Origin of the sequence: Qipengyuania sp. NPDC077410 (genome assembly GCF_044543405.1) — a bacterium.
Taxonomy (GTDB): Bacteria; Pseudomonadota; Alphaproteobacteria; order Sphingomonadales; family Sphingomonadaceae; genus Qipengyuania; species Qipengyuania pacifica.
The window spans coordinates 124808-138085 of record NZ_JBITWB010000003.1 but is presented as its reverse complement, the minus strand read 5'-3'; the positions used below and the strand labels follow the sequence as shown (position 1 = coordinate 138085).

Sequence of the window (13278 nt, the reverse complement as noted above, 5' to 3'; positions counted from 1 at the left end):
TGCCTCGTACCTCCGCCTTCAGTCGAAGCTTCCCAGCCCAGCCCACCGCCACTTCGCCACCCGCCCGATATTATTGCCCCTTGGACCGTGTAACAGGCGGTCCATGTCTCGGTCGCGGCGTTGCAATTCGCTTGCTTTTACGACCGGTTTCGCCTAGGCGCGCGCCCGTTCATGCAATCTGTCGATTGAAGGACCCGTGCGAAGGCATTCGGCCCCGCGCGGTATTCGGCCTCTTGCCCCGTTGGCCTGCGTAATGGTGCGCAGAGACGGGTAAAGACCCCGGGAAAACCGGTGGCCGGTAGCAAAACGAACGTTAGGACTACTCACATATGGCAACTGCAGCCAATCCCACTCGCGATGATTTCGCGAAAATGCTCGACGAGCAGCTCGGCGGCGCCGGCGACGAAGGCTTTGAAGGCCGCGTCGTTAAGGGCACCGTCACCGCCATCGAAAACGGTATGGCACACATCGATGTCGGCCTGAAAAGCGAAGGCCGCGTCGATCTCAAGGAATTCCAGCGCTCCGAAACCGAAACCGCACCCGGCGTCGGTGACGAAGTCGAAGTGTTCGTCGATCGCGTTGAAAACGCCGAAGGCGAAGCAATGCTCAGCCGCGACCGCGCCCGCCGCGAAGCCGCCTGGGACAAGCTCGAAAGCGAATTCGGCGAAGGCAAGCGCGTCGAAGGCCGCATCTTCGGTCGCGTCAAGGGTGGCTTCACCGTCGACCTCGACGGCGCCGTGGCCTTCCTGCCCGGCTCGCAGGTCGACATCCGCCCCGTGCGCGACGTCACCCCGCTCATGGACATGGCGCAGCCCTTCCAGATCCTCAAGATGGACCGCCGCCGCGGTAACATCGTCGTTTCGCGCCGTGCGGTTCTCGAAGAAACCCGCGCCGAACAGCGCAGCGAGCTGATCGACAAGCTGGCCGAAGGCGAAGTGATCGACGGCGTCGTGAAGAACATCACCGATTACGGTGCCTTCGTCGACCTCGGCGGTATCGACGGCCTGCTGCACGTCACCGACATGAGCTACAAGCGGGTCAACCACCCGAGCGAAATGATCGAAATCGGCCAGACCGTGACCGTCCAGATCATCCGCATCAACGAAGATACGCAGCGCATCAGCCTCGGCATGAAGCAGCTCGAAAGCGATCCGTGGGATGGCGTTGCCGCCAAGTACCCGATCGGCATGAAGATGACGGGCACCGTCACCAACATCACCGAATACGGCGCGTTCGTCGAAATCGAACCGGGCATCGAAGGCCTGGTCCACGTTTCGGAAATGAGCTGGACCAAGAAGAACGTCCACCCGGGCAAGATCGTCTCGACCTCGCAGGAAGTCGAAGTCATGGTCCTGGAAGTCGACAGCGAAAAGCGTCGCATCAGCCTCGGCCTCAAGCAGGCCCAGCGCAACCCGTGGGAAGAGTTCGCCGAGAAGCATCCGGTTGGCTCGAAGGTCGAAGGCGAAGTCAAGAACGCCACCGAATTCGGCCTGTTCATCGGCCTCGATGGCGACGTCGACGGCATGGTTCACATGTCTGACATCGCATGGGGCATCTCGGGTGAAGACGCCCTCGCCCTGCACCGCAAGGGCGAGCAGGTCGAAGCCGTCGTTCTCGATGTCGACACCGACAAGGAACGCATCAGCCTCGGCATGAAGCAGCTCGAAAAGGGTGCGCCGACCGAAGCAGGTGCCTCGGGCAGCCTGCGCAAGGGCGAAACCGTCACTGTCACCGTTCTCGAAGTCCGCGATGGCGGCCTCGAAGTTCAGGTTGGCGAAGACGGCGCGACCGGCTTCATCAAGCGTAGCGACCTCGGCCGCGACCGCGACGAACAGCGCCCTGACCGCTTCCAGGTTGGCGGCAAGGTCGACGCAATGGTCACCGGCTTCGATCGCTCGAAGAAGCCCAACTTCTCGATCAAGGCGCGTCAGATCGCCGAAGAGAAGGAAGCTGTTGCACAGTTCGGTTCGTCGGATTCGGGTGCCTCGCTCGGCGACATCCTCGGCGAAGCGCTGAAGAAGAAGGAAGACTAAGCTCTTCTTTCCCTTCTCAGGGTAATCAGGAAGGCCCGCCCGCTCACTCGAGCAGGCGGGCCTTTCCTATAGCGCCAAGGCAAACTACATTGGCCGCCATGCTCGAAGTTCATCAATTCCCGTGCCTGTCCGATAATTACGGATACCTCCTCCACGATCCCGCCAGCGGGGAAACCGCCGCGATCGACACGCCCGATGGCACGGAATATCTGAAACAGGCGGACGCCAGGGGCTGGAAGATAACCCAGATCTGGAACACCCACTGGCACCCCGATCACGCCGGTGGCAACAAGACGATCGTCGAAGCGACAGGTGCGACCATCACTGCACCTCAAGAGGTGGAGAAGCTCAGCCCGATCGATCGCATCGTGGGTAACGGGGACAGCGTATCCCTGGGCGACTGGACGGCCCGCGTAATCGACGTGTCCGGCCATACCAACGGACACATCGCATTTTATCTGGCAGAGGCAGACATGGCCTTCGTAGGCGACAGCGTCTTCGCCCTTGGCTGCGGCCGCATGTTCGAAGGCGAACCCGAACAGTTCTGGAACAGCCTCGACCGTATCCGCCAGCTGCCCGACAACACCATGCTGTATTGCGCGCATGAGTACACGCAGGCCAATGCCAAATTCGCGCTGCATGCCGATCCGGACAACACCGAATTGAAACTCTACGCGAACCGCATCGATGAAAAGCGCGCGAAGGGCGAACCGACCGTACCTACCATTCTGTCGCGCGAACTGGAAACCAATCCCTTTCTCCGCGCAGACAAGGCCTATATGCGCGACCGCTGGGGCGGAAACAGCCCATCCGAAACTTTCGCTGCGCTACGTGCGGCGAAGGATAATTTCTGACAATGCATTTGCTTCGGCTGGCGGCGGCGTCCGCCCTGATTTGCGGATCTATCGGGATCGGGAGCGAGCCCCTTTCAGCTGCGCCGCAATCGACATCCACCGTCATCACGTCACCCGAACCTTTGCCGGAAGCCGACGGTCGTTTGCGCGTGTTCCTCGGCGGTAGCATCGAGATGGGTGCAGCCCGCGACTGGCAGAGCGAGATCATCGAGGCACTTCAGCAGGCCTCGGTCGTATTGCTGAATCCGCGCAGAGCGGACTGGAATCCAGCCTGGCTTCCTAGCGCCGACAATCCGGAATTTCGCAGGCAGGTCGAATGGGAGCTCCACGCACTCGATAATGCCGACATCATCGTGATGTACCTCGCGCCAGGGACCAAAAGTCCCGTGAGCTTGATGGAACTTGGTCTTCACGCGCAAAGCGGCAAGGTCATCCTGTATTGCCCTGATGGCTTCTGGCGAAAGGGCAACGTCGACATCACCGCGGAATATTACGATATCGAACAGGTCAGCTCGACCGACGAACTTATCTCCGCTGTCCGGGCGCGGGTCGCTCACAGCGATGGTGCAGACTGACGCGATGAAGGCTGTTCTGGTTCGCCATCTTTCACCCGATCTGTCAGGTGTCGAACTCGCCGAAATCGAGAGGCCCCAAGGAGAAATCCTGATACGCGTGCGCGCCGCTTCGCTGAATTATCCCGACCTGCTGATGACGCAGGGCAAATACCAATTCAAACCCGATGTGCCGTTCGTGTCCGGGCTCGAAATGGCCGGCGAAGTCGTCGAAGCACCGGAAGCGAGTGGGCTCAGGCCGGGCGACAAAGTGCGCGGCGGAGCCAAGACGGGCGCGTTTGCCGAATATGCCGCCCTCCCCGCGGCCTCGCTCCGAACCATTCCCGCCAGTCTGGATTTCGCAAGCGCGGCCGCAATGGGAGCCGCTTACCAAACCGCATATGTGGCCCTCGTCGAAATCGGCGGACTGCGGGCCGGACAGACCGTTCTCGTCCACGGGGCCAGCGGCGGCGTGGGTCTTGCAGCGTGCGACCTTGCTCGCGCGATGGGAGCGCAAGTCATCGCCGCAACTCACAGCGCCGACAAACTCGAGCAACTACACACGATTGCCAAACCCCACGCAGCGATCTGCAATACCGGGCGCTTCAGGGAGGACGTTGCAGAAATCACCGATGGCCGCCTGTGCGATCTGGTCTATGATCCCATCGGCGGGGATGTCTTCGACGAAAGTACGCGCTGCGTGACCTTTGGTGGAAAGCTTCTCGTGATCGGCTTCGTTTCCGGCCGCATTCCGGAAATTGCCGTCAACATTCCATTGATCAAGGGCTTCTCGGTCGTCGGTGTACGCGCAGGCGAATATGCGCGCCGCTTTCCCGATTGTGGCGCACGAATTGCAGACGCAATCGATCGTCTGGCGCAGGAAGGGCGTATAGTGCCCCATATCCACCGCAGACTACCGCTCACATCCTGGCGCGAAGCATTCGAAACGATGCAACGCGGCGAAATCATCGGCAAGCTCGTCCTCGAACCCTGAATCGAAAAGGGCGGCCCCACGGACCGCCCTCTCGAATATTCTCAGACAGGTCCGTTCGCGGATCAGATGCCCGCGATGACCTTGTCGGCCAATGCCTTGTCGGCCTCGGCGTCGTGCTTTTCTGCGATCAGCTTGCGGCTTGCAGCCGTGGCAGCGTTGACGGCACGATTGCGCACATCTTCCACCGCCTCGCGCTCGGCAGCGGAAATCTTGTCTTCCGCCATCCGCTTACGGCGCTCGACCATTGCCTTGCTGTCGGCTTCAGCCTTCTCGAGAAGTGCATCCGCCTCATGCTGCGCATTGGCTAGCATGGCTTCAGCATCCTTTTCGGCGCCGGCGATCTTGTCCGCATATTCCTGGCGCAGCGTTTCAGCTTCGGCGCGAAGTTGTTTCGCCTCGTCGAGCTGCTCCTTGATGGCGGCGATCTTGCCGTCCAGCCCACTGCCGATGGACTTGTGTACCTTCGCGCCGAAAAACGCGATCAGCAGCAGAACGAACATCGCGACCGAAACAATCTGAAACGGCGCGAGACCGAACAGTTCGGGCTCGGAATGCGTCGGTGCACCGCCATGCCCCGCCTCGACGAAGGTGTCGGCAGATTCGGTGGCGAATACTTCCGGGGCGACATTAGCCATGGTTCATCGCCTCCTTGACGGCCTTGGCGGCTGCAGGCTTGGTCACCTTGGCACCGGCCAGGCGTGCCACGATATCCTGCGCAGCCTCGACGGCAACCGATTCAACCTCGGTCAGCGCGGCAGTGCGGGCTTCGGCAATGCGGGTTTCGGCTTCGGCCAGCTTCTTGTCGAGGCGCGACTGAGCCGCTTTCAACTTGGTCTCGGATTTGGCGGCTGCCTCATCCTTGGCCTTGGCGACGATTGCCTGCGCAGCTGCGCGGTTCTCGTTCTCACGAACCCGCCACGCTTCTTCTTCTGCGTCGGCTGCATCACGAGCAGCCTTTGCGGCGGCAAGGTCTGCAGCGATCTGGCCATCGCGCTGGGCGACGGTTTCCATCACCTTGGGCACCATGCCGCGGCCGATGACGAAGAAGGTTATGCCGAAGAAGACCAATAACCAGAAGACCTGGCTGGACCATGTTTCGGCAAGCTGTGCTATCTGGGGCATTGCAGCTCTCGAAAGGCGGGTACGAAAATTCGTGGGCCGGCCGGGGTTATCCCGACCGGCTCAAATCCGATTGCGTCGATTAAGCGACGAAGATCAGGATCATGGCAACGACGAACGCCAGCAGGCCGAGAAGTTCGGCAGCGGCGAAGCCGATGAACAGGCGGCCCTGCTGGCCGTCGGCAGCACCCGGATTGCGCAGAGCGCTTTCGAGGAACGAACCGAAGACGTTACCAACGCCGATCGCAGCCATACCGGCACCGATTGCAGCGAGGCCAGCACCGATGAGCTTTGCAGCTTCCATTTCCATGACAAACTCCTTTGGGAAATCAGATTGATTAATTGAAGACTAGTGAAGGTTCTCGGCGTCGTTGATGTACAGCGACGTCAGAAGAGCGAAGACATAGGCCTGGATGCCTGCAACCAGCAGTTCCAGCGCACAGATGCCGATCATGAGAAGGAAGCTCGGCAAGCCGACGACGCCGCTCCACAGGATGCCCGCGTTGGTACCGTCGATCACGAAGCTCGACAAGACTTCGAGCAATACGTGTCCGGCCATCATGGCCACGAACAGACGCAGCCCGAGGCTGAACGGGCGCACCATGAACGAGATGAACTCGATCGGCGCGATGATCGGGATCATCGGCAGCGGCGTGCCATGCGGCACGAACAGGCTGAAGAAATGGAGGCCGTGCTTCCAGAAACCAACCAGCAGGACGATCGCAAAGCTGATGATTGCGAGCACGCCGGTCACGGTGAAGTGGCTGGTAAAGGTGAACGGGTGGAGCCCGATCACGCCCAGTGGCATCAGACCGAGGATGTTGGCGAAGAGGATGAACATGAAGAGGCTGAAGACATAGGGCACATATTTACGGCCCGCCTTGCCGATATTGGCTTCCAGCATATTGTCGATGAAACCGGTGAAGGTCTCCACCGTCATCTGCCAGCGCCCGGGCACCAGCTCGCGCTTCATGCCACCCAGCACGAAGATGAAGAGCACCACGGTGGTGATCAGCATCCACAGCGCGGAATTGGTGAAGGCGATGTTGTAGCCGGCGATTTCCCAGCCACCCGAACCGGCGAGCGGTTCGATGGTGAACTGATGCATCGGATCGACTTTGGCCTGCTCGGCTACCACGTCTCTACTAGTCCCTAGATCCTGTAACTAACGCCCCGGAAGCCCCACGATGGGATCATTCTTCGGGGCGCTGGTTTGCCGCACGGATAATGTTCCTGAAGGCGACCACTATTCCGAGGAACAGGCCGACCAACAGACCCCATGGATTGGTCCCCGTGAAATACCCGATGGCATAACCGATGACCGCACCACCAAGAAGCCCCCCGAGAAGATCCGCAAGAACCCGGTTACCGCTGCGATAGTTCGCATCGGCCCCGGAAGCCTTGGGAAGGTTACGCTGTTCTTCGCGCTGCTGGGCGGCTGCAAGCCGCTTTTCCAGCGCGTCGATCCGCGCGTCCTCCTCGATTGGTTCCCGTGCGGGTTTGTCGTCGCTCATGCCTTGCTCCTTTGAAGGGGGTTGCGCGGCACGCGCAGGGACTTGCCCGCCAAGGGCGCCGCCCCCTTAGAAGGGGGGGTGTGGCGAGTCAACACGAGGAAGGTCCGGAAAGAGCCGTCGTGTCGCAAAAAAGCCTCTCGCTCCCGTATCGGGAGCAAGAGGCCGTGAAAGAGTGCGAGGTCCGAATCCTACGGGCAGCGCGGATCGCGTTGCGGAGCGCCCGCACCGCGGGTTTCCCAGCTGCCGTTCGGCGCCTGGTATTTCTCGCCCGGCTTGGTGGCCAGGATCGCCTGGCAACCAGCCGTCAGCGCATATTCCTCGAGCGTCGCATTGTTCGCCTTGGCCCGATCCGAATAAACGGCCCGGCGCTTTATATTGATGTCGTTGACGATCTTGCGCAGCGCGGGCGTTTCCGCACCCACGATGCCGAGATAGCCATCCATCTTCTCGCCGATCTCGCCATCCGCGCGGGCAGCGGCATAGGCAGGATCGCGCTGCGCGAAAGCTGGCGCTGCGAACCCACCGAATGCCGTAGCCACGGCTGCTGCCGCGAGAACCGATTTCGTTACCTTGTTCATCATGTCACCCATCAGAAGATATCCGCGTTGTCCTCTATCGTATTGCCCGCATCTTCCGCGAGCCGATAGATTACTTCCTGGCGGATGTTGACGTTCAGCTCGATCACGATCGGCTTTTCGGGCGCATTCACCGTTATGCATCCCCCGAGCGCGACTGTGAAAAGCATGGCGGCAGCCATCCTCCCGGTCAATTTGGCATGGTTCATAGCCCTCACTCGCTTTCCTGCTCCTGAATGGTGGGTTCATCCGGAATGATGTCGTCCGGACTGATTTCGGGTGGCGCTTCCTCGCCAGTGATCGAGCGCCTCAGGAAACGTGTTCCGTCGTCGGACAGCAGACCCAGTTCGCGTGGATCGCGTACTGCGGCCGGATCGTACAGCGATTTCAGGCTGGTCATCAGCTGGTAGAACTGCGCCTTGATGTTGATACGGAATTGCAGCGGCAGTGCCGCTAGTCGCCGCGTAATGAAATTCGATTTGGCGCCCTTGCCCTGGCTCACGCCGTCGAACCGCACTCGCGTAACGATCTCGCCCGTCAGGGGGCCTTCCATGACCACTCGCATCTGCGTGTAGTCGAGGCTCTTCAGTGCATCGAAGGCGAAGTTCGCGATGGGCGACAGATCCTCGTAGGTCAGATCGCCCACATAGGAAATGTTCCCCCCTGGCGGCCGGGATATCAGCACGCCGGTATCGATTCGTCCGTTGCCCGCGGCATCGAACACGATCGGCACCGTTCCGTCGAAAAGTCCGGTGGCGGATATGTTTTCGAGATCCATCTGCGTCATGAACACGGCCGCATCCAGGCCGACGATCTCGAACAGGTAACGGCGCTCTTCGCTGACCCCCAGATTGAGGTCGACATCGCGCAAGATCAGCTGTCCGCCCATGAAGGGCCAACTGCCCCCGGAAACCGCCAGCAACTCGCCATTGCGCAATTGAAACTCGACCTCGCCATCGAAGACCTCCACGCCGGGATTTACCGATGCGACACGGATCTTCTGGCCCGGTGCGGTCGTCAGATTCAGCAGATCGACGAACTCGATCGTGCCACTGGCCCCCTCGACAGGCCCGAACGCTGCGGCAAAATCGAGATCATCGCTCGAAAAGCTACCCGTGCTTTTGATGGTGCCGTTCGGTGCCCAGTCGATCCGGCCCGTGCCGGTCACGATGCCCTTGGTGTTGGCGATGACGCCCAGCGCAAGACGGGAAATCTCGCCCGGCTGAAGCTCGCCGTCCAGCTGCAGCCCAGGAACATCGAGATCGGCACGACCGGCACCGCTCTGCAAATCGTGCCGAATGTCCACGGTTGTCACCAGCCGGTCGCTTGCGGGATTGCGCAATTGTGCCTGCGCGGCGATGACATTGTCGATCAGTATCAACCTGGCATCGCGCGCGATCAGCGGCTCGAACCGGGGCGAAGCATTGCGGTCCACCAAGGTGAAGTCGGCACCATTGATTGTCAGCCGACCGTCGGCGAAACGCCAGTTCCCCTCGGCTTTGTTCAGATCCATTGGCACGGCCGCCAGCATCACGTCCGCATCCGTGAACGTCCCTGCGATATCGTCGCCGAACCTCGCCTCCAGGCCAGACACGTTGAAGCGGCTGGCCGTCTCTACAGGGCCCAGCGATACTTCGATTTCACGTGCCGTCATGACGCCGGGATAGGCAAAGCCGACCGGTCCCGACGCAAGTCGGATCGGGGTTTCACCGAGATGGCCCTGCAGATCGAGCGATGGCGCACCCGCGGCTATGCGAATTCCGTCAGCGCCCGCGTTCACGATTGCCCGGCCCCGTGCAGGACACAGCGTCAGCCCACGCTTTTCGAATGAAAGATTGGCCAGTTCGAGACGGTCGAACCGGATATCCGTGCACGAGCGCCACAAGGCGATGTTCCCACCCTCATAGCGTCCGTCGACGGGTAACAACAAGTTGGTCGCCGCCCCGCCCGGCAGCTTGCCACTTGCCAGCACCCGGCCCGAAAATCCAAGGGCGCCGCCGCTTTGCTGGGCGATGGTCATTTGCGGCACGGCAAGGGCGGAATCGTCTGCTTCGTACCGCTCCATCGCAAGGCGAAAAATCGAACTGCCGCCCTCGCCTCGCTCCATCCGGCCAGATATGCGCGGCATATTGGCGCCGCCCGTCGCGATATTGCCTGCGATCCTCGGCGTCTCACCCCTCCGGGAAGCGATTTCGACGCGCGATAGGGAAACCAGCCGCGCACCGCTGCCGCCGCGCAGTTCTGCCCTTGGCGCGAACAGGGAATAGGTGCCGGGTTCTGTCCTGATACGCAGGTCGGCGGATAGCGCGCTTCCGCGGGTCTCGGCCTGCAACGCATTCGCCATTTTGCGAGTCAGCGGCGCGATCAGCGTGCCATCGCCGGTTTGCGCCAGCGCCTCGACTGCCGCGACCAGGTCGCTGCCGAGCCGTAGACCATTGCCTTCAAGATTGCTCTCGACCTGAACGCGCTTGAACCCTTCGTTCGCGCGTAGCTGTCCATCTGCCGTGAGCACAGCCGCCAGTGCCTGCGGCGTTTCGACACCGCGGGCCGCCAGTGAAAAGCGGGCGGTTGTCGACTGGTCGCGGATCTGCGCGCGAATCGTGCCGATGATGGCCGCAGCAGAATTCTCCGCGAACCGCGTGTCATCGCCTTCGATCCGTGCCTCGATCGACGGATTGCGCAGGCGATTGTCCGCCTCGACGGTCAGATTCATCTCGTATTCGGCCAAATCGAGGTCCTGCGCTTCGCATTTCAGAGAAGCGAGCCGCACCGGGCCGACGAATTTCGGTTCGCCGGACGTGCTGGTTATTTTTCCATACGCGCTGGTCCGACCGGCCTCACAGCCCGGCAGCCGAAGGTTTGGCGCAATCGCAGCAAGCGTCCCGTCCCAGCCATGGCTGGCCAGTCCCGAACCGACCATTTTTAGCCCGACGGGGCCATAATCCGTTTCGATCAGCCCACGTCCATCGCGTATTGCGACATTCAGGTTGGGAAGCCCGCCCGGACCCTCGCTCGGCGCAAATATCAGCGCGTCGAGCGAGCCGAAGCTCAGTTCGTTATTACGGTACGTTCCGAAAAGACGCGGCTCGACCAGGGTGACGCTGCCGATCTCCGGCACGCCCAGCCGGTGGCGCAATTGCACGATGATTCGCTTGGCGGTAAAGTCCGGCGCATCCGGATCGCCAAGGACCACGTTTGACAGTTCCTGCGTCTGGCCGCCCACATGGTCGATTGTGTACGTCGCGGGGATATTGTTGGCTTCGAGCTGGTCGCGAATAATGTCGTCGACAATGCTCTCGCGCGATAACCATGCGGCGATCCCTGCAGCGATCAGCAGGGCAAGCAGAACACTCGGAATAGCCCAGCGTTTCTGGCGCCATCTCGCGCGCCGGATGGAATCGGCGCCCTCCGCCATGGCATTGTCGTCAGCGTCCCGCTCCATCGAACCCCACTTGCGCCAGCAGCCCGTGAAAGGCAATGCAAGTGGTCGAAACGCCGTGCATGGGGGAATGGTTGCCGGAGGAATCGAATAATTCGGCGGGCCATGCGGGTGCCGGTCATCGCGCTCGATTGCGCGATCGACTGCTTACCGGCGGGCCCGAAGCGCTCGCCGATTACGAGCTGCTCGAATTCCTCCTGTTCGCAGCGATAAGGCAGGGCGACACCAAGCCGCTGGCCAAGAATCTGATCGCCCAATTCGGGTCGTTCGCCGGTGTTCTGGCTGCAGATCCGCAGGCTTTGAAGCAGGTCAAGGGCATGGGCGAAGCGAGCGTGGCCGCGCTTCATGCCGTCAGCCTCGCGACCAGGCGGATGGCGCGCGGCGCGGTGCAGGACAAGCCGGTACTGGGCAGCTGGCAGGCTCTGTTGGACTATCTCGCTGTCGACATGGCCCATCTTAACCACGAGCGGGTGCGCGTCCTTTATCTCAACGCGCAAAACCGCCTCATCCTCGACCATCACTTCGCCGAAGGGTCGATCGATGAAGCGGCCATTCACCCGCGCGAAGTCATCCGCAAGGCGTTCGACATCGGCGCAACCGCGCTGATCCTCGTGCATAATCATCCAAGCGGAAATCCCGAACCGAGCCGCGCGGACATCGCCATCACCGCCCGGATCGCAGAAGCCGGTCGCCTGCTCGGCGTTACCGTACACGACCATGTAATCGTTGGTCGCAGTGGCCACGTCTCGCTGCGTGCCAAGGGTCTGATCTGACCGATCCCTCTGTAAGAAGCGTAATAAGCGTGCGCCTGCGCCTTGCCACGGGCCGCCGCCTTGCCTAGCGCGCTGCGCAAACAGCCGCCAACTCCGGAGTTCACCATGGTCCCCCGCTACGCCCGCCCCGAAATGACCGCCCTGTGGGAGCCGGAAGCCAGATATCGCATTTGGTTCGAAATCGAAGCGCATGCGACCGAAAAGCTCGGCGAACTCGGCGTGGTCCCGGTAAGCGCGGCCAAGGCCCTGTGGGACTGGTGGGCCACCAACCCCAAGATCGACGTCGAAGCGATCGACGCGATCGAGGCCGTAACCAAGCATGACGTGATCGCCTTCCTCACCTGGGTGGCGGAAAACGTGGGCGAGGAGGCGCGGTTCATGCACCAGGGCATGACCAGTAGCGACGTTCTCGACACCACGCTGGCTGTGCAGCTTGCCCGCTCGGCCGATATTCTGCTGGCCGATCTCGACGCACTGCTTTCTGCAATCCAGCGCCGTGCGGAAGAACACAAATACACACCGACCATCGGGCGCAGCCACGGCATCCATGCCGAGCCGGTGACCTTCGGCCTGAAACTGGCGCAGGCCTATGCAGAATTCGACCGTTGCCGCCGACGCCTTCTCGCCGCGCGCGAAGAAATCGCCACCTGCGCCATCTCGGGCGCGGTCGGCACCTTTGCCAATATCGATCCCCAGGTCGAAGAACATGTCGCCGAAAAGCTCGGCCTGTCGGTCGAGCCCGTGTCGACCCAGGTCATTCCGCGCGATCGCCATGCCATGTTCTTTTCCACGCTCGCCGTCATCGCCGGGTCTATCGAACGGCTGGCGGTCGAAATTCGGCACCTCCAGCGCACCGAAGTGCTGGAGGCGGAAGAATATTTCTCGCCCGGCCAGAAGGGGTCGAGCGCGATGCCACACAAGCGCAACCCGATCCTGACCGAAAACCTCACGGGTCAGGCCCGCATGATCCGCGCCTATGCCCTGCCCGCGCTCGAGAATGTGGCCCTGTGGCACGAGCGCGATATTTCGCATTCCTCGGTCGAACGCTTCATTGGCCCGGATGCCTGCATAACGCTCGATTTCGCCCTCGCCCGCCTCACCGGCGTGATCGACAAGCTGCTGATCTACCCCGAACGCATGCAGGCCAACATGGACCGCATGGGCGGCCTCATCCATTCGCAGCGTGTTCTACTCGCCCTCACCCAGAACGGCGTCAGCCGCGAAGATGCCTATCGCCTCGTCCAGCGTAACGCGATGAAGGTCTGGGAATCGGACGGCAGGCTGATGCTGCTCGATCTGCTCAAGCAGGACGATGAAGTCACCGCAGCGCTCAGCGCCGAACAGCTGGAAGAACGGTTCGATCTCGAATACCACTTCAAGCATGTCGACACGATCTTCGAACGCGTGTTCGGCTAGACGAGCGCGC

General features: G+C 61.4%; 14 protein-coding genes. 6 read left to right on the top strand and 8 right to left on the bottom strand.

Annotated features, from left to right (window positions below):
• Positions 1–329 precede the first annotated feature (329 nt).
• The 4 genes from rpsA (at position 330) to ACIGGE_RS14240 (ending at position 4432) form a co-directional block, all read left to right on the top strand.
• Positions 330–2033, top strand: coding sequence for a 30S ribosomal protein S1 (rpsA, locus tag ACIGGE_RS14255; protein ID WP_103023622.1), 1704 nt, complete (start codon positions 330–332; stop codon positions 2031–2033).
• A gap of 98 nt (positions 2034–2131) precedes the next feature.
• Positions 2132–2887: a hydroxyacylglutathione hydrolase gene (gloB, locus tag ACIGGE_RS14250; protein ID WP_397491008.1), complete on the top strand. Its 756-nt coding sequence runs from the start codon at positions 2132–2134 to the stop codon at positions 2885–2887.
• A 2-nt stretch (positions 2888–2889) separates the two neighbouring features.
• Positions 2890–3462: a nucleoside 2-deoxyribosyltransferase domain-containing protein gene (locus tag ACIGGE_RS14245; RefSeq protein WP_397490867.1), complete on the top strand. Its 573-nt coding sequence runs from the start codon at positions 2890–2892 to the stop codon at positions 3460–3462.
• A gap of 4 nt (positions 3463–3466) precedes the next feature.
• The gene (locus ACIGGE_RS14240; protein WP_397491007.1) at positions 3467–4432 is read left to right on the top strand and encodes an NADPH:quinone oxidoreductase family protein; all 966 of its coding nucleotides are present in this window, start codon (positions 3467–3469) and stop codon (positions 4430–4432) included.
• A 62-nt stretch (positions 4433–4494) separates the two neighbouring features.
• On the opposite strand, the gene ACIGGE_RS14235 is transcribed toward ACIGGE_RS14240, so the two are convergent.
• The 8 genes from ACIGGE_RS14235 to ACIGGE_RS14200 form a co-directional block, all read right to left on the bottom strand.
• Positions 4495–5067, bottom strand: a complete 573-nt coding sequence (locus tag ACIGGE_RS14235; RefSeq protein WP_196845954.1) for a hypothetical protein — start codon at positions 5065–5067, stop codon at positions 4495–4497.
• A complete protein-coding gene (locus tag ACIGGE_RS14230; RefSeq protein WP_397490866.1) occupies positions 5060–5554 on the bottom strand; it encodes an ATPase in 495 nt (164 codons plus the stop codon). The genes ACIGGE_RS14235 and ACIGGE_RS14230 overlap by 8 nt, the downstream gene beginning before the upstream one ends.
• A gap of 79 nt (positions 5555–5633) precedes the next feature.
• Complete coding sequence (locus ACIGGE_RS14225; RefSeq protein WP_006832363.1) at positions 5634–5861, bottom strand: F0F1 ATP synthase subunit C; 228 nt, start codon at positions 5859–5861, stop codon at positions 5634–5636.
• A gap of 39 nt (positions 5862–5900) precedes the next feature.
• Positions 5901–6689, bottom strand: a complete 789-nt coding sequence (locus ACIGGE_RS14220) for a F0F1 ATP synthase subunit A (protein ID WP_255407933.1) — start codon at positions 6687–6689, stop codon at positions 5901–5903.
• Between the two features lie 55 nt (positions 6690–6744).
• Positions 6745–7065, bottom strand: coding sequence for an AtpZ/AtpI family protein (locus ACIGGE_RS14215; protein ID WP_103023617.1), 321 nt, complete (start codon positions 7063–7065; stop codon positions 6745–6747).
• A gap of 188 nt (positions 7066–7253) precedes the next feature.
• Positions 7254–7646 carry a YdbL family protein gene (locus ACIGGE_RS14210; RefSeq protein ID WP_222828745.1) on the bottom strand — a complete coding sequence of 131 codons (393 nt, stop codon included), beginning with the start codon at positions 7644–7646 and terminating at the stop codon, positions 7254–7256.
• Positions 7647–7654: 8 nt separating this feature from the next.
• A complete protein-coding gene (locus ACIGGE_RS14205; RefSeq protein ID WP_397491006.1) occupies positions 7655–7822 on the bottom strand; it encodes a YnbE family lipoprotein in 168 nt (55 codons plus the stop codon).
• Positions 7823–7854: 32 nt separating this feature from the next.
• Positions 7855–11082 carry a YdbH domain-containing protein gene (locus ACIGGE_RS14200; RefSeq protein WP_397490865.1) on the bottom strand — a complete coding sequence of 1076 codons (3228 nt, stop codon included), beginning with the start codon at positions 11080–11082 and terminating at the stop codon, positions 7855–7857.
• A 59-nt stretch (positions 11083–11141) separates the two neighbouring features.
• On the opposite strand from ACIGGE_RS14200, the gene radC reads away from it, so the two are divergent.
• Both radC and purB read left to right on the top strand, forming a co-directional pair.
• Entirely contained in the window at positions 11142–11852 is a 711-nt protein-coding gene (gene radC, locus ACIGGE_RS14195; RefSeq protein ID WP_397491005.1) for a DNA repair protein RadC, read from the top strand.
• 105 nt (positions 11853–11957) lie between these two features.
• Positions 11958–13268, top strand: a complete 1311-nt coding sequence (gene purB / locus ACIGGE_RS14190; protein WP_397490864.1) for an adenylosuccinate lyase — start codon at positions 11958–11960, stop codon at positions 13266–13268.
• Positions 13269–13278: the final 10 nt, after the last annotated feature.